Raw genomic sequence first — 18456 nt, forward strand, 5'->3', positions numbered from 1 at the left:
CTACGCTAGAGATTTAGGTGGCGACTTACGCCACCTAAATCATCATCTCTAGTTAGTTCGCTTGTTTCTCTTGTGCGATGGCATCATCTAGCAACTTTTGCATTTTCGGTTGCTCTTTTTTTACATAGTCTTCAACTGATGTTTTTCCATCGAGTACAGGCTGGATGTTTTTGAAGAACTCGTCATACCATTCAGCAGTATACGTTTTTTCTGCCGGGAGACCACGTCCATAATCATTAATCAAATCAAGGAATTCCTGTTTGTTGGCAGGCTTGATTGATGTGTCCTCCACCCAAGTTTTTGCGATTTCCATGCTGTTTGGTAACTGAACTTGCGCATCCACTAAAGCTTGTTGCCCTTCTTGGTTAGCAGATAAGTACATGGCTAGTTCTGTTGCTTCTTTTTGATGTTGCGTCGTTGATCCTACACCAATCCCGAGTGAGCCGACCCACCCTGCTGGTTTACCTGTTGATCCCGCTGGCCACGGAAGAAGGTTATACTCAAACTTCAATTGATCTTTAAAAGCTGCCATATCCCAAGGACCAACAGGGAAAAACGCAAGTTGTCCCTTCATCCAGCGTTGATAGGTATCGAGTGTTTGTGATTCTCCGATTGATGGAGTGATTTTATGCTTTAGTTGCTGGTCTACGAAAAATTGGAGAGCTTCGATGAATTTTGGATCGTCAATCGTTACTTTCGTTCCCTCTTCGTTGATCCAATCTGCTCCATTGCTCCAAACGAACGGTTGCAATGCCCAGTTCACATTAAATCCTGTACCGTACTGATCCATTTTCCCATCGCCATTCGTATCTTTCGTTAACTTTTTAGCTACTTGAATGAATTCGTCCCATGTGTACGGTTTGTCCTTATCCGGAAGCGGTACCTTCGCTTTCTCGAACATCGTTTTATTATAGCCAAGCGCAAATGGTCCTAAATCTTTGGGTAGACCATATATAGCCCCTTTGCCAAGTACCTTTCCATCATAGCGGTACTTATCGACCCCTTTTTTCCAGATGTCTTCTAACTGGATGTCTTTCGATCCTTCGACGTTCTTTGTAATATCTAGTAGTACACCTGAGTTCACGTAAGCTTTGACTTGAGCCGGATTGTAAAAGAAGACATCTGGCACTTTCCGTCCTGCAATTGCAGATTTTAATTTCGTATCATATTGATCTGGAGCTGTTTGTACCATTGTCACTTTAACGTCTTTATTGGCTTCTTCAAATCGTTTTACTGTTGCTTTGTACGCTTTTAATTCTTCAGGATTCCCGCGAAACATGAATGTGAGTTCGACTTTCCCGTCAGCACTTTTGCCATCTCCCGAACAACCAGCTAATGCTATCGATGTAGTCATCAAGGCAGTCATGGTTAGCGCAAACATTTTCTTTGATTTAATGTTCATTGTGAATTCCTCCATTGATTTAGTTTTCAGTGTCAAAGCGGAATTAAGATGTACGTACATATTTATTTAAGTAAAAACAATGTTTTTTATAGCGAAGCCCACACAACGCTATAAGAAAGACAATTAGAACAAGTTAAATGAACAATGAAAGCGTTTTCTGCACAATTTGAGTCTATTACACCCATTCGGACATGTCAATTTGATTTTTTGTCATTTATTTCTTTTTTGTACGTACATTTAATTAGTATATCTATAGATTTTCTCTTAAATCCATAGCAAACCGGACAAATCTTTGCTAATATGTAAGTACTATCACATCTTGTACGGATAAGTTTGCTGTTACAAGAAAGAAAGCAGGGACGCCTCATGGCACAACGGACAAAATATAGTATCGTTAAAGATCATATTCTCGATTGGATTAAAGATGGCACAGTACGTCCGGGCGAAAAAATTCCTCCTGAAAGTGAGCTTGTACAATCCTTTAAAGTTAGTCGCCACACGATTCGTCAAGCAGTTGGAGAACTTGTAAATGAAGGATACCTGTACCGCGAACAAGGATCAGGAACTTACTGCTCCCAAGTACTTCCTACACTAGAAGCTGAGATAACTGAACGTGCTAATAATGGAAAAAACATCGGTGTCATTACAACGTATATGTCTGATTACATCTTTCCATCTATCATTCGAGGAATTGAATCGCATTTAGCTTCAAAAGGGTACACGCTGACACTTTCGTGCACAAACAATGATGTAGACAAAGAACGTCAATGCCTCGAAATGATGTTAGATCGTCAAATTGATGGATTAATTGTTGAACCCACGAAAAGTAGTAACTATAATCCGAACATCAAATACTATCTAGAACTTGAGCAGCAAAACATTCCCTATTTGATGATCAACCAATATTACTCTCAACTAATGCCTCCTCATCTTATGATGGATGACGAAAGAGGTGGATTTTTAGCAGCGGAACATCTAATCAACTTTGGTCATGAACGGATCATAGGCTTGTTTAAGACGGATGATTTACAGGGTGTTTATCGAATGCGTGGATTCCTTCGTGCGTTTCGTGAATACAACATTCCTTTAGAGCCAGAATTAATCATTACCTATACAACGGAAGAGTTAATTCCAAGTTTTTATGATTCGATTGGACGTCTCTTTGAAAATGGAAAGCATCGACCAAGTGCTGTGGTTTGTTACAATGATCAATTGGCATTAAGTGTCTTGGATCAGTTACGGAAGCTACATCTATCTGTTCCTCGAGATGTCTCTCTCGTGGGTTATGATGATTCCGTACTTGCAGTAGCAACGGAAGTGAAATTGACTTCGATCATTCACCCGAAACAAGAACTTGGACGCGCTGCAGCAGAACGGATTATTGCAGCGGTGGAAAAAAAAGAAGCCCCTCCATCTCACATTTATGAACCGGAATTAATTATTCGTAACTCAACAGCACCATTCAATCGTCTCGAATCTAAATCTAGTTAATTTTTGAGCAGAACTTCGGGGGAGGTACTTATGAACTTAAGACATGAACAAAACAAACTATTCCAGCTACTTGAATTCACTACTGGACTCGTACAGTTGAACTTCATTTTTTTTATCACCCTTTTACCAGTCATCACGATTTTCCCAGCTCTTTATGCACTAACTGCCGTCACAAGACAGTGGTCAGTTCATCAAGATTACAGTGTTTTTCGAGCCTACATTCGTTTTTTTAAAGAAGCGATGCAATCCCATTTTAAATTCGGCATTTTGTGGACCTTCATCTTACTGTTTTTACTTTTTGATTTTTTAATCATTCGTCACTTAGAGACAGGACAGACCTTCTTATTTACGAGTCTTTCAATCGTCAGTCTGTTCTTCTTGGCTATTTCCGTTTTCTTATTTCCGATTCTCTCGCATTACGACTTGAAAAAAAGGGATGCCCTTAAGCTAGCCCTTTTTAGTCTAGTACGCTATGGATACATTTTATTGTTTTCATTTCTTCTACTAGCAACATTGAGTGTCTTAACATATCAATCACCACTTTATTTACTGTTCGGCTTTTCATTTGTTATTTTTCTTACTACCAAACTGTACTTGCATCAATTGGATCGCGTGATGCTTGAATCTTAATCGTTGTTGACAAGGTATATAAATGAAGACAAGCAATTACTTCGGTATAAATCTCATTTTAATCGTGAGCTTCTTATTAAGTTCTAGGTTACCAAAGGGACGATCCGAGAAAGTGTTGAACGGATGCAAATATCGTCACGGTAACGGCATTTAACGTTCCATTGTTTGAGAAACTGAAATGTGTTAAGAGAAAGACCGGGTTGCTCTATATAGCGCTTCTTTTCTTCCGAATCTCCCCATAAGATACTCGTATCAGGATAGTGAGTACAGATACATTCACTTACAGATAGAATGGATTCTGAAACAACCGTCCTATCCAAGTACTCTTTTCGGGAGGTTGGCAGAAGGAGAAAATATCCTGCAGAGAGGTAGTTCATGATTTGGCTCCTTACCAGGAAAAATACGTTCCATGAATATATGTAGTGATCTATATACGATAGATTGAGTACAAAAGAAATGAAAATATGGATAAAGAACAAAAGAGTAAAAATCATTCTTCATCAAACGCGTTCAGGAGCGCGTTTTGCATGAATAGTTCACGTCAAAGAGACGGGAGCCCTATTCTGCCTCATATATCCCTTCTCTGAAGTCATACACTTGACTCCATACCTTAATTTTTGTGCCATTGATTGTCACTGTATCCTTCGTCCACTTCACTTCTTTTATTTCGCGACAAGGATATTCCCAGTACATTCTACGCTTTTCTCCGTCCTTGTTCTCCATGATGCCAAGCATAGCAAAATCTACTGTCGCCCCACCATTTGCGCGGTAAAAACGAATCGTATACGCCTGATCGGGCGAAATACTTTTCGAGATATACTCTTCTTTTGGAACCATACTGATATCTTCGACAAATATGAAACGATAGACATACCACGCTACGTATAACGCAAGACATGTACCTAGTATAATTCCTAATATTTTCAGTTTCTTAATCACTTCTTAATCCCTCATTTTTACTTTATTAGCGCGACTCCTCAATCGTTCAATCAATCGCCCCAAAAACAAACCAACGTATTCTGATTGACAGACGCGATGCACATCCGCTTCAACAATTCTAAAAATTGATGTAGTTCCATGATTCGTTTATCTGACTGATGTATCATCCACGGCTCATTCGCATAATGATTCGCTTGATTCATTATCCACGCTTCCTTTGGTATACAATATCGTTGAATAAGCAGCTCGCAAATTCCGATTAACTCGTTCACTTCTCTTGCTGAGAACAACTTATCGCCGTAAGGATCGAGATTAATTAAGAGATCGCAACGATTAGATGTCCTTGCGAAGTCTTCTTTCAAAAAGCGTTGGACGTTACTCGGATACCAGAGAATCTCTTTTTCATTTTCTGGCATTTCTTTTAAACTTGTACTAATTCCAAACATGATGTCCTCCCTTTTATCATCCGACCGGATGTCAATCATAGTAGTCGATGCCGTCTCCTTTCGGAAGAAACGCTTTTACCTTGTCTTCAGTATCAAAACAAGCTTCATTCGAAAACAGGTAATAGCCCATGAAATCATGCTCCATCGTGATGAATGACATCTCTTTTGTCGCACGAATGACAGGAACGATACGTTCTTTTTTGAAAAACCATCCTTTGACCATTTTCTGCTCAAACGTCAGGAGATTCGTAAACGATATGAAATAAAAATCGTTCACAGCTGCATACCAATACGTTTCGTCCAGCAGATGCTCAAGTTCGCTCGCATCGTTCACTTGAACGCTATAAAAAGGGCTGCTCTTATCTGGTTGAATCTTTGTATATAACAGATTTTCCTTCTGAAAAAATGGTTCCACTTCTTCATTGGTAAAACCACCGCCGAACGTAACAAATAGCGGAAAGCGATTCAGACGCGTCAAAAAATGCTTCAGTACATCGTTCGAGTCACGTTGATAGTCTCGTTTCTCGTCATTCGGAAGACATCCCATCGAATAAATCGACTTAATAGCACCCAGTGGGTCAATTTCGAGATAACGGTCTTTGATCACTTTTGCATGATTCGTATGTTCATCGAGATAGATATATAACATAAAAATTCCTCCACGTATTCTGCTAGATCCATCTACATAATTCAACTGCTTGTTTCATCAATAGAATTCAATGGTACCATCGTCAGGAAAGATGGCTTTCACCTTGTCCTCGGTATTAAAACAGGCTTCATTCGAAAACAGATAATAGCCCATGAAATCATGCTCCATCGTGATGAACGACATCTCTTTCGTCGCACGAATGACGGGAACGGTACGTTCTTTTTTGAAAAACCATCCTTTGACCATTCTCAGCTCAAACGTCAAGAGATTCGTAAACGATATAAAGAAGTTTTCGTTCACAGCCCCATACCAATAGGTCTCATCTAGCAATAGCTCAAGTTCGCTCGCATCATGCACCTGAACGCTATAGTATAAGTTCTTATTTGGTCGAACCTTTGTATACGATAGATCGTGCTTTTGAAAAAACGGCTCGACCTCCTCGTCCGTAAAACCTCCACCGAACGTGACGAAAATCGGGTAGCGATTGAGACGCGTCAAAAATTGTTTAAGACTCGATTTGAATCGCCTTGATAGTCTCTTTTAGTTTCCATATCCGGTAGACAACCCATCGAATAGATAAAGTCGATACGTTCTGGTCGATCAACGTACAAGTATCTGTCCTTAAACACTTGTGCGTGATCCATACGCTTCTCAAAATAGACATATAACACGATGCCACTCCTCTCTCAATCACTTTATTACCGCTCGATTTTATCGTCTGGAAAGAGTGCTTCTATTCGATTACTGGCACTACTCTCTTTTTTTAATTAACCACCGTCTTACTTTTGTCATTTCAAACTTCAAAGTGAACCTTTTAAACCAAAGCCGCTATGAATCAGCGGCTTCTTAGTTTTCACTCTGTTTCGTGATTAAAATATGCGTTCTTTCAGGAATCTCAATGTCTTCTAACTGATCAAGTGCCAATGATAACGTCATACTTTTCACTTGCGGATCGGACTCTTCCCCAATCCAACAGGTATACAATTCAAACGATTCGCCCTCGTCTAAGAAGTCACTCATGAGCGTAAACAAATAACGCAGCTTTTCTTTCGATTCCAGTGCAATTTCGGAATCAAAAGGTTCAACGATCTCGATGCCCCAGTGACTCGAAATTTCATATACATACCATTTATGAAAATGCTTCGTTTTTACTTCATACAGACAGTCTTGATCCGCAAAACAGGGGCCGATATATAAAGGAACGGTTTCACCTTTTTCATCTAAATTGAGATACTGTTCAGGAATTTGTCTCTCCATACAAATATATGATGCTAAGCTCATTATGCTTCCTCCTTCTGTGTGATGTTTACATCATTAATTGAAAGACGTCTTTCCATTGTCTATCTTTCCAAAATGCGCGATTTTTCCATTCGTACAAAAGTGATCAAGCATGCCAAATCGATCCGTTGCATCGCGAGTCACGATGAAGTTGTAGGCCATCAATAACGAGAATTCAGACATGAAGTTCTCAAGCGTTTGCTGCGTGGGACGTTCATCTTTCGAAAATAGTCCTGACGTAACTTCCTTTCGATTCAGCAAATGCAATACATGTTCTTCAAACACCGCTTGCCAATTGGAATCGTGCAACGTCATCACATGAATCGAATCATCATTTTCTAAAATATCTCGACCACAAAAGACGACCTCGACTGGAAACGTGGCATGTGGTAAAACCGCATTGAAAAAGTTCTCATATTCTGTCCCTACGTCATCGAGCTCTTCATATGCGACTCCATACATCGAGACACAATCGTTCGTAACCCGGACGATTCCTTGTCCTTGTTTTTGGATGATGAGCGTCACCTCTGCTTCAGTTGCCATTTCTTGCTGTTCGATGACAAGATGTTCGAGAAGTCGGTCAAGCTTCGCGGCATCGGTCATGATGAAGTGGGAACGAACCGTCCAATCCGATAAATCATGAATATTTGGATTCTGCTTGAGTGGTCGTTCTAGTAACTTCACTTCAAACGGATACGAATGCTGACTTACTTGAAGACGGACGAGGTCTTTCCAATCGTCACGTGGCAGCAGTTCCCAGAACACATCGACCCAGTCGTCCCGTTCAAGTAGCATTCCATTCTTATTTTTCATCTTTCATCCGACCTTCTAGTTTGCTACAGAGATAACCCACGATATGTTCATGCGTCGTCAGTTCTTCGAGATCATCATTGTCGACTAATTCATTGATTGTCTCCGAGATGATCTGCCATAATGCGGTTACTTGATACTCGTCGTATGGTGTTCTCACTTCCGGTCCTCCTTTTATCCTCTCCGGATTTCGTTCATAAAAATGTCCGTCCCTTGGAACGCAGTAATTAGATCTTCTCCAAACAACGTGATGCTACCCTCCCACGGATGACCGAGATATCCCCAGCGAAAATCACGAGCGATGAAAAAGGAGTAATCGCCATCTGGAACTGCTGGAATCATCCAGTCTCCTTCTTCATTTCGAAGAAACGGACGTCTTGGGTCGATCCAATACCCTTGATGATTCCAATCGAGAGCCATGACGCGTTCTCCTTCAACAGTCAGCTCGATCAGAATACGTCCTAGTTCTCGTTCGATTTCTTCTCGTTTCTTATAATCCACTTCGTATGTAATGAACGGACTTGGGGCATGGCATGAGGGGAAGACTCTCGTACTGGGTGTGAACTGAAATTGTTGATCAATGACGTGCCATACCTTCTCATCCTCCGCTTGCGTCATCGGAATCCAGCTCCATGGTTTACCTTCATCAATTAAATCGAACGGCGCTCCTTCAGGGTATAGAACGGTGTACGCTTCTCCTTCTGATATCGCGATGATCAGTTCGCCTTGCACATCATGTTCCTTTATCCCTTCAAAAATCAGAGAAACGGCTGCCTCGACATCAAGGACATAGTAAAAGATATTCGTCGTGCCACTTCCTATATCTCCCCCTTCACAGTAGCCGTTTCCTGTATGAAGCAGACCTTCATCGATTATCTCTTCCATCATATGGCGACGCTCGAGTGCTGCTTCTGCCTGACCCTCGTCATAAGGAAACTGGACGATTAGTTCCCGGTAATCTGCCTCGTTCAGCTCGCGATAGCCTTGACGTTCAAACTTCTCGATCAGCTGCAAAATCTGTACACCTAATCGTTTGAAGCGCGAGACACGCATCTGTCCTATGTCTTCCGCTCTCACCCACTCTCCAACGATTCCTTGATGTTGAATGATGAGGCGTCCCTCCGTATAGATTGTTTGGTAGAGTGTATCCGAGCCGCTTTGTTTTGTCAGTTGGATCATGAGTGGTTTCGCTCCCTTCCATCACAATACGTTTACATCTGCTAGTACGAATAACGTCCTATTCTGACCATACCGACAAACGAGTGCGAGGATCATTGTCATCGGTCACCCACTTAATTCCGGTATATCCACGTCTCACGGCGTTCTCATAAAATGCTTCAGATACGTGCTGCTCCTTACAATAAATATCGACGTACGTGCAGTCATACACCAACATCGCGATGTGACAATTGCTTTCCTGAAACCACTCATACGTCATTCCTACTTCTTCAGTCTGACCACTTTGAAAAGCAAACAATTCAGCAAAAATCAGGTAATTGCTTGGTCCCCTTAGCCATTTCGCTAGTTCATGTCCTGTCGCTATCCGATCGATTGAAAACTCTTCTAAACTGTCATACAAGTCCCCATCCATGGTTTGGATCGGAAAATCAAAGTTACGAAGAAACCAGTCATACGCTTTCATTTCAATCGCACTTAATATGTCGAGCAAGACACGTCCCGGTTCATTCGAGATTTTAAACGATACGCCACGCAGACTCATCAAATTCCTTCTTTCTACATTGTTATAAGAAGGCTGCCGTATAAAAACACTGTAGTTCCTGTTCTTCACTCGAACTTCCCCACGTGCAGACGGCATAACCTTGTGCGGTCAGTGTCGTGACCATCTCGACGACTGGCAAACCTCCACTCTCTGTTAAGCCGATGTCGAGCACCTGATCAAGTAACTCCTGACAGTGTGACGGGCGATCATGATTTCCACAAATAATGGTATACATAGCTGGAGAATCACTAATCATCTCGATGGCTGTTGTGAGCTGTTCGATACCAAATTCAGCAATCCCCGTAGTACGCTTCTTTGCCCACTTGAACCGGTACTTCTATTCGGGAGGTGAAGCCATCAAGCATCTCTTCTCGTTCGAGCAAACGCCACAACTTGTAGTACTCAAAGATTCTTTTGGATTGGAACTGATTTCCGACACACACTACTACATAAAAGCGATAGGTACTCAACGCATGCTTTTGCTTTAGCTCATCACGGAACATCTCACTACTGATTTGTTTGAATTGGACGATGTCTTCTGGAACCAAAAGCATCTCACCGACCACACATAGACAGCGAATTGATGAACTCGCATCCGCAAGCCATGGAAAGATGCGTGTCGCATCGATATGCTCTTCAAGATACGTTTTCATGAAGCATCTCCTTTTTTAATCCCACTGACATGTCACGCTTTGATTGGTTTCAAATCGTAGATGTACGAGTTCATTTGTTTTGAGATTAGACAGTTTCAGCGAACTTTGAGCTTTATTCGTATAAGGCAATTCGAATCTGACACCTTCGATTTTTTTCAATAAAAAATATGCCCAGTGCTGATTGTATTCATTCTCGGACAGAACATCCCATAACGCATCCTCACAATGATTCGCCTCGTAGACATATAATTTCATGACCGTGTTCTCCGCTATCACGGATAACCCTGCGAATACGGGAGGGTTTGGAATTAGCGGTTTTTGAATGACCAAGGTATAGCCCTCTTTCAGAAGGCGATCTAATTGTTCCCGGCTATCCGGAAGCTCCTCTTCGATGACGGAAGCCGGCAGTTCTCTGATGCGAATCGGCAAACCCACTTCATATTCAAAGGGATCTTCGAGAGCGAGTAAGTCTTCATGGGAATAGATTATTTTCATGAGATCATCCTCACATTCTTTTGTACAATGCATTAAAATTCTATCAGGATAGTTCTTTAAATGGGTCTGGTATTTCTTTGTTTCATTTATAATATGTAGCCATCTCCATCATTGGCGTTATTCTCGAGTTTACGTTTGTATTTGCTTCGAAGATATAATAAAAGTATCAATCCTGTTCCAATTGACAGAATCGGAAATAGATGTGGGATGTACTGCTCTTGCCGAAAACTGATATGCATTAAGAAATAATCGACGAAACAGAGGACACGTAGCCACATCGGAAACTGATCTTTACTAAGAAACGCTAAGAACATCAGAGCGATACCGATACCTAATACAACAAACGGTAATATAGTGAACGGTGTCACTAACTGGAACAGACCGAGACCCAGAATAAGATATGCGAGCCAGGACGTCCGGCGGCGAAATTTCTCACGCTCTTTCCGTCCGGGTTGCATCCCGTAAATATCATCCTGCCTGTATCCTTCAGCCTGTTTCTCAGCAATTAATTTCTTCAGTCGTCGTTTAGCTTGACGCCGAAATGTATATCGTTCTTCAATTGAATCACTGACATCCTGATCGATTTTCCATTGTTCGGTGACACCGTGATACATCTGGATTGTTCGACCGTCCCGGTACATGAACCAGAAATAGATGATGCCATCCACTTGCTTACTGAGCGTGACAATCATTAAATTATCATCCTTATCAATTGAATTAGTCTTCTGTAGCAATTTTTTAAATAGAAGCATGGTTCGGCTGTTCCGCTAGAAAATCCGTTTGATTGTATCTGTTTTGGACATAAAACAATAGGAGTGTACCCGTTCCAATCGCGAAACCAGCATATAACCCCTCTCGGTATTCAATGTTCATGACACAGCAACTGATGAAACAAACCGTGCGTAGCCAGCCCGGTAAATAGTCTTTACTGAAAACGACCATTCCCATTTGAAGTAACGCAAACACTGCGATGATAATTGGAGAGACGAGAAAAGGCATCACTACCAGAAACAAACCGACACTAATCAGTAGAGACGCGAGTCCTATCATTCGACGCTTGAACGTCTGTCTTTTCTTGCGGTTCGGTGTCAGTCCGAATACGTCCTCGAATATGTATCCTTCTGCCTGTTTTTCCGAAATCCACGTATTCATCCGACGTTTCGCTTGATATCTGAACAAGTAGCGCTCTTCCATCACTTGTTTCATATCGTCCTGATGAATCTCGTTCATGACACCGTGATACGTATACAATTTTCGTCCATCGCGATAGATGAGCCAAACGGCTGTCATTCCATCGACTTGTTTATGAAGCGTCCGAATCATGTTAACCCTCCAGATCTGCTAGGACATCTTCTGGATCCAGCTCAAGTCCAACGAGCTCCGGTCCCCAGTTCAAGCCACAATACAGTCCATCGTCAATCATGTTCGGCAACCAGCCATCCATGAATAGATCCAAATCCAAGCGAATCAAGTGATAGTCCGCCCATTCCTTCGTCTGTAGCGCTTTCGCCGCTGATTTCGACGAAAAGAATAACAATACATCCGATTCCTCTTGATTCGAAGGACAATAGGCCCAACCCGACTGTTCAAATTTTGATAGACCATAGACGGCGCCTGTCTCGATGACCGTTTGTACGAAGAGTTCTGCTTGTTCTGCACTGCGATCCACTTGTTGTTCCTTTTCAATGAATATCTTCAACGTTGGTGCTACCGAAAATAATTCTTGTTCCTCATGATCCCATAAGACGATTGTCTCTGTATCCGGAAGCTGATACCCGAGTTCGTCACCTGTTCCGTCATGTGCGATTCGTAAGAAACCGGATGGGTAGTCCTCCGCATCCGTCGTGTTAACACGAACAAGGTCGTCCCATGTCCGCTTGATATACTGCTCGTCCTTGATCGGATGAAACTCCCATTCGCCGATGCTGAATTTATTTTCGTGCTTGTAACTATTTCGTAGTTCTTTCGGAAGCTTAAAGCCAAGTTCTGCTTCTACCTCTTGTAATCTCTCTTCAGTAACGCCTGGTAAACCGATTTGATATGTCAACTATGTGACTCCTTCTTATACATTTTTGTCTTTAATTTTTTCGGTTAAAGTTTTTCCCTTCAGGATAGAGCCCGGTCAAGCGTCTGCCATAATGAACTTTTGCCTGCCCCATCCGAAGCCGTGTCACTCCATACTGTTTCTTAAAATATTCAATGACGGGTTGGACGATCTGAGATGGTTCGAGGACATGAAGGACGAATTCGATGGCTTCCGGACCATAATCATCCTCAACAAAATAACCGTTGCCGATTTGAAAAAGAAATGTATGAAGGTCGTCTTCGATATTCGAACGATGCTCAAAGATGATGTCATACTCTGTATCCTGACAAAAGATTTCGACGACAATCTCATAGTAATCTGCTTCTTGAACGGCGGAGTAACCGTCTTTTTCTTTCTCCGCTACGAGCTCCCGAATGTAGGCATCCAGATTGAAAAATCGCGAGAACTTCTGCTCGCTCATTGGTTCTTCTAACCGCTCTCCCATAATGCCGTGAAACGTGTAAAGTGTCCGTCCATCCTTCTCGAACAACCAAAAATGATTATGACCGTTGATTTGTTTAATGAGTTGCATGCAGTTCCTCCTGTTCTTATAGGTCTGCGAACCATTCTCCATTCAGCTGGCGAATCACCGTATCGCTTGGTAACTGTTGTCGCAGTCGTTTCGCCCAGTCTGTACGAAGATCATACGCGAAGTGTTCTTCGTTCGAGAGGACATAAAGCATTCCACCATCATGACCGACGATCACGACGGTCGTCTCCTCTGGATAAACGAATCGATCTTCTAGGACACGTGTTTTTCGATACGTCGTTTCGACCTCTCGTTGAATTGACAAACGATCGGAATATGAAAACATGAACAGTTCGTTCATTAATGCAGCTGCATAGGCTTGCTCAAGGATGAGTTCGAGCATCTTAGCATCTTCAATCTTGACCGTGAAGTAATGACTCTCCCTTGTCGATGTTCGTTTTCCGCGTAACCATCCGTCCGTTTGTTTTTGCTTAGACAAGACATGTGAAGTGAACGACATTTGATGTTGCGTGAAGAACGCTTTGTTGTCTTTGTCTTCTTCAAAAGCAAAAAAGGTCGTGTAGATCGGAAAACGATTTTGATGATTTAGAAAATCAAATAGGAAGGTTTGAGTTTCGACCGCATTCCCTTGTGCTTCCGAATCAAGGTCAATGGCATATGCTTTTTTTAATGGTCCGTCTAGCAATAATGGTCGTTGAATTTCATCTTCAAAAAGATTATCTGTAATCTCACACTCGAGAACGAGGAGTTGTCTTTTAGCGTTCAATGCTTCGATTGCTTCTTCTCCCACGAGCGGATGCCGCTTTAAATTAAGCAACTGCATCTCAGTTTCATGTAACATCTCATTAAATTTCTCAGTACCGTATTGTTCGATGTATGCGACTTCTGAAGCAAAGATCGGTACGAACCAGACCGGTAGTACCGTTTCCGGTTCCCCGAATGCCGCGTCTCCTTTATGGACTTGAAACGATTCTTCAAAGTAGAATGGTGTCGTCACGTATAGAGCAGCGAAGCCGTACTTCGATAACAATCCACCTGGCATCGGTAAATACTCACCTAGATCATAAGCATGTCCAGTCTTCCATGCTTCTAGCGTCAAGCGATAAACCAATTCAATCAAGTCCGACTCAGCATCTTGTTGCATGACGGATAGCATCACTTCTTGATGAACGATAGCACCATTTTCGAATTGTAACGGATGGCGTAACAGTCCAAGTGAAGTCATCGTGATAGCATTAGCACACGGTGCATTTTGAAACTGCAACAATTGAATCGCCTGCTCTTGTAATTCTTCAATCTCTAGATGACCTGTAATTTCACCGCAATGAGCTTCTAAGTGTTCTATGTAATTCATATTTTATATCCTCATTTCAAGACATTAAAAAATGTCATTTTCAAAAAGTATCTTCTACCATATATTATATATTTCATAATACATTTTTGGGATTTTTTATTTTTTATACCTGTTACTTTAATGTTTTATTTAGTTGCACAAGATGGACGCCTTAGTTCGAAAATAAGAACTGCGCTTCATATGAAAGACGATTAGAAAATCGATGAACTGTAAGCATAAAATCCTGTAAAGCGGTATTTCTTACTTAGGTAAAGAATATCGAGACATCTGAAAATGTCAAAAGATGACTCCGGTTCAATACCGAAGCCACCTCATAGTAACGTAAAAAGTTAAAACGACTTTTTTAAAGCGTCCATTTGTTAGGCTGTACTCACATGTACAGTTTTCGTTCGAAGAACTTTCCTTCGATCCATGTCCAAATCCGAATTGCTAGGTAAACATCAATTATGCCAATGATTAATGTCACAACAATCATGAGAACACCACTGTATTCAAAAACGAGTAGAGGATGCAAAATTGTAAAAACGACACTCAAAAGAATTGGAATTGTGATACCCATCCAAATAGAATTAAACAATAGTGCCTTCCACATCCAAATCATTCCTTTACTTAGAAATAGATTGTTTAAGTTTAGCATGTGATAAACGGAAAATGTGAAGTATGTGTAGATGCTTTAATAGCACAACCGCTAGAACTCAAAATATGGTTAAAAGAAGATGTGCTACGAATCCTTCAAAGCAATCCATCGAAGAGTTTGAGGAGTTTTTTATTTTTATATTTCTTCGCATAATCAATGACCGTTTTCCCATTGTATCCTGATGATTTGGATCTACTCCGTACTGTAGCAACACTTGAACGACCTTAGCGTGATCCTAACTAACTGCTAACATCAAAATATGCCTCATTTGGATTGAACGGATGTATAGGTACAGGTATTCCTCTTAAAGTCCTTCCTCGAAATCTCTATAAATCAAAATCCAATTTAGTTGATATATTCCATTTTGATTACAATTTTAATTTAAAACACTTTTATGTAAGCGTTATCATTATACTGTATACGGTACTTATTCTTTATTTAGGAGTTGAATCGAATGGATACGGTCATCAGTCATTATTCGAAATTCAAATGTCCACGTTGTCGCGAGAAATTCAAGGATGAGATTCTCATTGAAGATTTACATAGTGTAGCGTACGAAGACCGGCGCTTAGGTCTCGAAATCCAGTATGACTTTTCTTCGGAAGTCGCTTGTCCGAACTGCCATCATCAATGGCTCATTGAAGGCAATGTCTGGGAGTATCCTGAAGGCGTCATCGATGCCATCGAACTATAGTGCGACCAACATGAAACACTTCCCTTTTTCTTAAGTAAGCTACATATGAAGTATTGCCTTGATGTACACTGTCGGTAATACAAAACGTGTACTTCGGAGGTGTTCCTATTTGAAAATGAAACTTTTATCTTTCCTGCTATTTTCGATCGTCATTCTAGCGGGATGTAGTGATTACGATCAAGACGGAAATACGACGAGTGAGGAAGCAAAACAGAAATATGATGTAGCTATCGATCAAGTCATTAAATCTGAAAACCAGTACTTAAAGCAGCAACAGGACAACCGCCAACTAAAGCGAAACACTGATGAAACGGGTGTCATCGTCTATGAGGATCAAGATTTAATTGAAATCTATTACAATCAATTATCTGGACGTGAGACAGCCATTTATCAGAAAGACGGATCAAATTACGCGCGAAAGACATATACGAAACAAATCAACCGTAAAATTGATTCCTCTGAAAAAAAATACCTTGAGAATATTGGAATCAAGTAATTCCAATCCTATAAGGCTGATGTATTACCTGTTTAAATGGTCGATGACTCTATTCTTTAATGGAGTCATCGACTATTTTTGCGTTTTCTCACCCTTCTCTTTCATACAGCCGACCGTTTTATGGTACAGTTCAGATGGTATTTTTTTAATATTTTGTTTAAGGTGGGAATTACTGTTGGAAAAAATCGTATCAATCATCATTCCTGTATACAATAAGGCGACGTATCTCTCGACATGTATCGAGTCGATTCAGGCACTTAAACTTGATCATTCAACAATTGAAGCCATTTTCGTTGATGACGGTTCGACGGACGAGTCGTTATCAATTCTTCGCACGGCTGCACAAACGATGGATTTCATTCGCATCATCGAACTTCCTGAAAATACGGGCAGTCCTGCACAACCGCGAAACGTCGGAATTGAAGAAGCGACAGGTACGTACGTCACGTTCTTAGATGCTGATGATCGTCTCGATCCAGTCGGATTCCCTCAACTCGTCGCACAAGCCGCTTCGAACGATGCCGATATCGCATTTGGTCAAACGATCAAACATACGGACTCGTCGATTCAAAAGGTTGGTCGCTTTGCATCGTTTACGACAGCGAATCAGCTTGTTCCGTATGAAATCGACAAAGTGTTCCGCGCGGTCGGACCTCCGGGGAAAATTCTGAAGCGCTCCGTCTTGCTTGAACATAACATTCGGTTCAGCGCGATGCAGTACGGTGAAGATAAACTCTTCTTCTTTGAAGCCATCTCGAAATGCCAAACGGCTTCGATGAATCCGGCACCGGTCTATCACGTCAATCGTTTCGCGATGAATGATTCGCTTGTCGGACAAACAAGTATTTTCGAAAAGACGACCTTCAATTTACAAGTGCTTGAGAAAACGCTCGAACTTGATATTCCGGCAGTTGCTAAAACCCATGCTTTGAGTCGATTGATCGAGATGGACTTCCTCTCCCGACTGTTCAACAACAAGCGTTTCCTTGAGCATCCGCAACAGCAGACCTTTTTTGACCTGTTCCGCGAAATGATTGCCGTTTTTGAACGCCATGGTGCAGATCCAGCGGATTTCATTTTTGATGACATCTTTCAAAAACAGTACACCTTGCTTCAGCAAAAAGATTATGACAGCTTCGTCACCTTCATCACGCTGCTCGTCCAAAAACATAAAGCCCGGCGATATGTATCGGAGAATCGTCTTTATTACCGGATGCCTGCTTCGTTGAGTCATCTCGGTCCTGTCCTTGAGCCATTCTTTGCTACGTATGCAGGCACGCGTCTCGTTGATGGTCTCTTCTATGAAGTCGTACAATTACTCAAAGACGACATGTCTTCGGTCGATCAAGTTCTCTTAATCGCACCCAAAGATGAAACAACGGAGACCGACGTACCGTTCCATATCGAAGGGACTGAATTGTTTATTCCGACGGAGGCACTCGAACCGCGTTCAGATCCATTCCAATTGATGCTGATCCATGACGACTATCATCCGTTCGTCGTCCGGATGACGTTACCGAGTAGTGTCGACGAAATGCATTTGCATTATCAGCAACTTAAAGTCGAATTTCGTCACGAGGAACAAAAATCACCGTTACAGAAAATCGACGCGACGAAGTATCATATCGAAGCACCGACGCAAGTCGTCGTACTCGAGAAAGCCTTTTTGTATGATGACCTCGAATTCGAGCATAAGCAAGCAGCGCTCGAAGTCGGTCAACTCCTGACGATCAGTGATCTACAGTTGACGATTGCTGGCACACCACGACTCGTCACGGCTGATGGGGCTTACGTCACGGCAAACAAAAAATATGTCCATCTTCCGCCTGTGATCGATAACGAGACGTATCTGACTGCGCCTCCAACAACAGTCCGGATTTTGAAGACATGTAAACAGTACGCCGATCGTGACTTTAAAAATGAACTACCGACGAAAAACACACCCGATACAGTGCTTCAAATTGAGAAGGTCGTCCTGTCATCGAAAGGCACACCACGCTTGAAAACGGCTCATGATACGTATATCACAGCCAATCGATCTTTTGTTCAACCAATCAATGAGGCTTAACAAAACGCCTAGAGACATGAACCTCTTGTCTCTAGGTTCCTTATTATTCCAACAAAGTATGCTATAGTATGGGCAAGGTTCACCAACGTGACCCATATTTTAAGCCGTTATTTCAAAT

The 18456-nt window shown here is 41.7% G+C and carries 23 protein-coding genes; 5 read left to right on the forward strand and 18 right to left on the reverse strand.

The window, feature by feature from the left end:
* Positions 1 to 52: 52 nt before the first annotated feature.
* On the reverse strand, positions 53 to 1396 hold the full coding sequence (locus BW42_RS05450) for a sugar ABC transporter substrate-binding protein (protein ID WP_155960175.1): 1344 nt from the start codon (positions 1394 to 1396) through the stop codon (positions 53 to 55).
* Between the two features lie 372 nt (positions 1397 to 1768).
* Between BW42_RS05450 and BW42_RS05455 the strand changes: the two genes are divergently transcribed.
* Positions 1769 to 2893, forward strand: coding sequence for a GntR family transcriptional regulator (locus tag BW42_RS05455; RefSeq protein WP_035408310.1), 1125 nt, complete (start codon positions 1769 to 1771; stop codon positions 2891 to 2893).
* Positions 2894 to 2923: 30 nt separating this feature from the next.
* Positions 2924 to 3523: a DUF624 domain-containing protein gene (locus BW42_RS05460; RefSeq protein ID WP_035408312.1), complete on the forward strand. Its 600-nt coding sequence runs from the start codon at positions 2924 to 2926 to the stop codon at positions 3521 to 3523.
* Positions 3524 to 4081: 558 nt separating this feature from the next.
* On the opposite strand, the gene BW42_RS05465 is transcribed toward BW42_RS05460, so the two are convergent.
* From BW42_RS05465 to BW42_RS05535, 17 genes are all read right to left on the reverse strand, one after another.
* Complete coding sequence (locus BW42_RS05465; RefSeq protein WP_035408315.1) at positions 4082 to 4462, reverse strand: DUF5412 family protein; 381 nt, start codon at positions 4460 to 4462, stop codon at positions 4082 to 4084.
* Between the two features lie 50 nt (positions 4463 to 4512).
* A complete protein-coding gene (locus BW42_RS05470; RefSeq protein ID WP_035409635.1) occupies positions 4513 to 4908 on the reverse strand; it encodes a hypothetical protein in 396 nt (131 codons plus the stop codon).
* A 31-nt stretch (positions 4909 to 4939) separates the two neighbouring features.
* Positions 4940 to 5557: a hypothetical protein gene (locus tag BW42_RS05475; RefSeq protein WP_035408316.1), complete on the reverse strand. Its 618-nt coding sequence runs from the start codon at positions 5555 to 5557 to the stop codon at positions 4940 to 4942.
* Between the two features lie 57 nt (positions 5558 to 5614).
* Positions 5615 to 6055, reverse strand: a complete 441-nt coding sequence (locus BW42_RS05480) for a hypothetical protein (protein ID WP_035408318.1) — start codon at positions 6053 to 6055, stop codon at positions 5615 to 5617.
* A gap of 348 nt (positions 6056 to 6403) precedes the next feature.
* On the reverse strand, positions 6404 to 6838 hold the full coding sequence (locus tag BW42_RS05485; protein ID WP_035408320.1) for a hypothetical protein: 435 nt from the start codon (positions 6836 to 6838) through the stop codon (positions 6404 to 6406).
* A 33-nt stretch (positions 6839 to 6871) separates the two neighbouring features.
* On the reverse strand, positions 6872 to 7648 hold the full coding sequence (locus BW42_RS05490; RefSeq protein ID WP_231496863.1) for a hypothetical protein: 777 nt from the start codon (positions 7646 to 7648) through the stop codon (positions 6872 to 6874).
* Positions 7638 to 7805 carry a hypothetical protein gene (locus tag BW42_RS16410; protein ID WP_197026217.1) on the reverse strand — a complete coding sequence of 56 codons (168 nt, stop codon included), beginning with the start codon at positions 7803 to 7805 and terminating at the stop codon, positions 7638 to 7640. The genes BW42_RS05490 and BW42_RS16410 overlap by 11 nt, the downstream gene beginning before the upstream one ends.
* Before the next feature lie 14 nt (positions 7806 to 7819).
* Entirely contained in the window at positions 7820 to 8824 is a 1005-nt protein-coding gene (locus BW42_RS16560) for a DUF2716 domain-containing protein (RefSeq protein ID WP_052019042.1), read from the reverse strand.
* 58 nt (positions 8825 to 8882) lie between these two features.
* The gene (locus BW42_RS05500; RefSeq protein WP_035408322.1) at positions 8883 to 9365 is read right to left on the reverse strand and encodes a DUF2691 family protein; all 483 of its coding nucleotides are present in this window, start codon (positions 9363 to 9365) and stop codon (positions 8883 to 8885) included.
* A 22-nt stretch (positions 9366 to 9387) separates the two neighbouring features.
* On the reverse strand, positions 9388 to 9600 hold the full coding sequence (locus tag BW42_RS16415) for a hypothetical protein (protein WP_197026218.1): 213 nt from the start codon (positions 9598 to 9600) through the stop codon (positions 9388 to 9390).
* A 55-nt stretch (positions 9601 to 9655) separates the two neighbouring features.
* A complete protein-coding gene (locus tag BW42_RS05505; protein WP_035408323.1) occupies positions 9656 to 10018 on the reverse strand; it encodes a hypothetical protein in 363 nt (120 codons plus the stop codon).
* A 15-nt stretch (positions 10019 to 10033) separates the two neighbouring features.
* The gene (locus BW42_RS05510) at positions 10034 to 10513 is read right to left on the reverse strand and encodes a hypothetical protein (RefSeq protein WP_035408326.1); all 480 of its coding nucleotides are present in this window, start codon (positions 10511 to 10513) and stop codon (positions 10034 to 10036) included.
* An 86-nt stretch (positions 10514 to 10599) separates the two neighbouring features.
* Positions 10600 to 11205: a hypothetical protein gene (locus BW42_RS05515; protein ID WP_035408328.1), complete on the reverse strand. Its 606-nt coding sequence runs from the start codon at positions 11203 to 11205 to the stop codon at positions 10600 to 10602.
* A 46-nt stretch (positions 11206 to 11251) separates the two neighbouring features.
* A complete protein-coding gene (locus BW42_RS05520; RefSeq protein WP_052019043.1) occupies positions 11252 to 11836 on the reverse strand; it encodes a hypothetical protein in 585 nt (194 codons plus the stop codon).
* A gap of 1 nt (position 11837) precedes the next feature.
* On the reverse strand, positions 11838 to 12560 hold the full coding sequence (locus tag BW42_RS16150) for a DUF2750 domain-containing protein (RefSeq protein WP_081780377.1): 723 nt from the start codon (positions 12558 to 12560) through the stop codon (positions 11838 to 11840).
* Between the two features lie 31 nt (positions 12561 to 12591).
* Positions 12592 to 13131: a hypothetical protein gene (locus tag BW42_RS05530; protein ID WP_035408330.1), complete on the reverse strand. Its 540-nt coding sequence runs from the start codon at positions 13129 to 13131 to the stop codon at positions 12592 to 12594.
* Positions 13132 to 13147: 16 nt separating this feature from the next.
* Entirely contained in the window at positions 13148 to 14443 is a 1296-nt protein-coding gene (locus BW42_RS05535) for a suppressor of fused domain protein (RefSeq protein ID WP_035408332.1), read from the reverse strand.
* Positions 14444 to 15534: 1091 nt separating this feature from the next.
* Here BW42_RS05535 and BW42_RS05545 point away from each other — a divergent pair.
* The 3 genes from BW42_RS05545 (at position 15535) to BW42_RS05555 (ending at position 18338) form a co-directional block, all read left to right on the forward strand.
* Positions 15535 to 15774: a hypothetical protein gene (locus BW42_RS05545; RefSeq protein WP_035408336.1), complete on the forward strand. Its 240-nt coding sequence runs from the start codon at positions 15535 to 15537 to the stop codon at positions 15772 to 15774.
* Positions 15775 to 15883: 109 nt separating this feature from the next.
* Positions 15884 to 16270 (forward strand): hypothetical protein, encoded by a 387-nt coding sequence (locus tag BW42_RS05550; RefSeq protein WP_035408338.1) that lies wholly within the window; start codon positions 15884 to 15886, stop codon positions 16268 to 16270.
* Between the two features lie 175 nt (positions 16271 to 16445).
* On the forward strand, positions 16446 to 18338 hold the full coding sequence (locus BW42_RS05555) for a glycosyltransferase family 2 protein (protein WP_035408340.1): 1893 nt from the start codon (positions 16446 to 16448) through the stop codon (positions 18336 to 18338).
* The last annotated feature ends 118 nt before the right edge of the window (positions 18339 to 18456 follow it).

The organism is Exiguobacterium sp. RIT341 (assembly GCF_000632205.1).
In the GTDB taxonomy this organism is placed as follows: domain Bacteria; phylum Bacillota; class Bacilli; order Exiguobacteriales; family Exiguobacteriaceae; genus Exiguobacterium_A.

What these genes read in the sequence shown, in the direction of transcription:
- BW42_RS05520 (WP_052019043.1), bottom strand. Translation starts at nt 11,836, where the DNA reads ATGATTCGGACGCTTCATAAACAAGTCGATGGAATGACAGCCGTTTGG.
- BW42_RS05475 (WP_035408316.1), bottom strand. Translation starts at nt 5,557, where the DNA reads ATGTTATATATCTATCTCGATGAACATACGAATCATGCAAAAGTGATC.
- BW42_RS05510 (WP_035408326.1), bottom strand. Translation starts at nt 10,513, where the DNA reads ATGAAAATAATCTATTCCCATGAAGACTTACTCGCTCTCGAAGATCCC.
- BW42_RS05530 (WP_035408330.1), bottom strand. Translation starts at nt 13,131, where the DNA reads ATGCAACTCATTAAACAAATCAACGGTCATAATCATTTTTGGTTGTTC.
- BW42_RS05545 (WP_035408336.1), top strand. Translation starts at nt 15,535, where the DNA reads ATGGATACGGTCATCAGTCATTATTCGAAATTCAAATGTCCACGTTGT.
- BW42_RS05470 (WP_035409635.1), bottom strand. Translation starts at nt 4,908, where the DNA reads ATGTTTGGAATTAGTACAAGTTTAAAAGAAATGCCAGAAAATGAAAAA.
- BW42_RS05455 (WP_035408310.1), top strand. Translation starts at nt 1,769, where the DNA reads ATGGCACAACGGACAAAATATAGTATCGTTAAAGATCATATTCTCGAT.
- BW42_RS05490 (WP_231496863.1), bottom strand. Translation starts at nt 7,648, where the DNA reads ATGAAAAATAAGAATGGAATGCTACTTGAACGGGACGACTGGGTCGAT.
- BW42_RS05500 (WP_035408322.1), bottom strand. Translation starts at nt 9,365, where the DNA reads ATGAGTCTGCGTGGCGTATCGTTTAAAATCTCGAATGAACCGGGACGT.
- BW42_RS05505 (WP_035408323.1), bottom strand. Translation starts at nt 10,018, where the DNA reads ATGAAAACGTATCTTGAAGAGCATATCGATGCGACACGCATCTTTCCA.
- BW42_RS16560 (WP_052019042.1), bottom strand. Translation starts at nt 8,824, where the DNA reads ATGATCCAACTGACAAAACAAAGCGGCTCGGATACACTCTACCAAACA.
- BW42_RS05460 (WP_035408312.1), top strand. Translation starts at nt 2,924, where the DNA reads ATGAACTTAAGACATGAACAAAACAAACTATTCCAGCTACTTGAATTC.
- BW42_RS05515 (WP_035408328.1), bottom strand. Translation starts at nt 11,205, where the DNA reads ATGATTGTCACGCTCAGTAAGCAAGTGGATGGCATCATCTATTTCTGG.
- BW42_RS16415 (WP_197026218.1), bottom strand. Translation starts at nt 9,600, where the DNA reads ATGTATACCATTATTTGTGGAAATCATGATCGCCCGTCACACTGTCAG.
- BW42_RS05535 (WP_035408332.1), bottom strand. Translation starts at nt 14,443, where the DNA reads ATGAATTACATAGAACACTTAGAAGCTCATTGCGGTGAAATTACAGGT.
- BW42_RS05485 (WP_035408320.1), bottom strand. Translation starts at nt 6,838, where the DNA reads ATGAGCTTAGCATCATATATTTGTATGGAGAGACAAATTCCTGAACAG.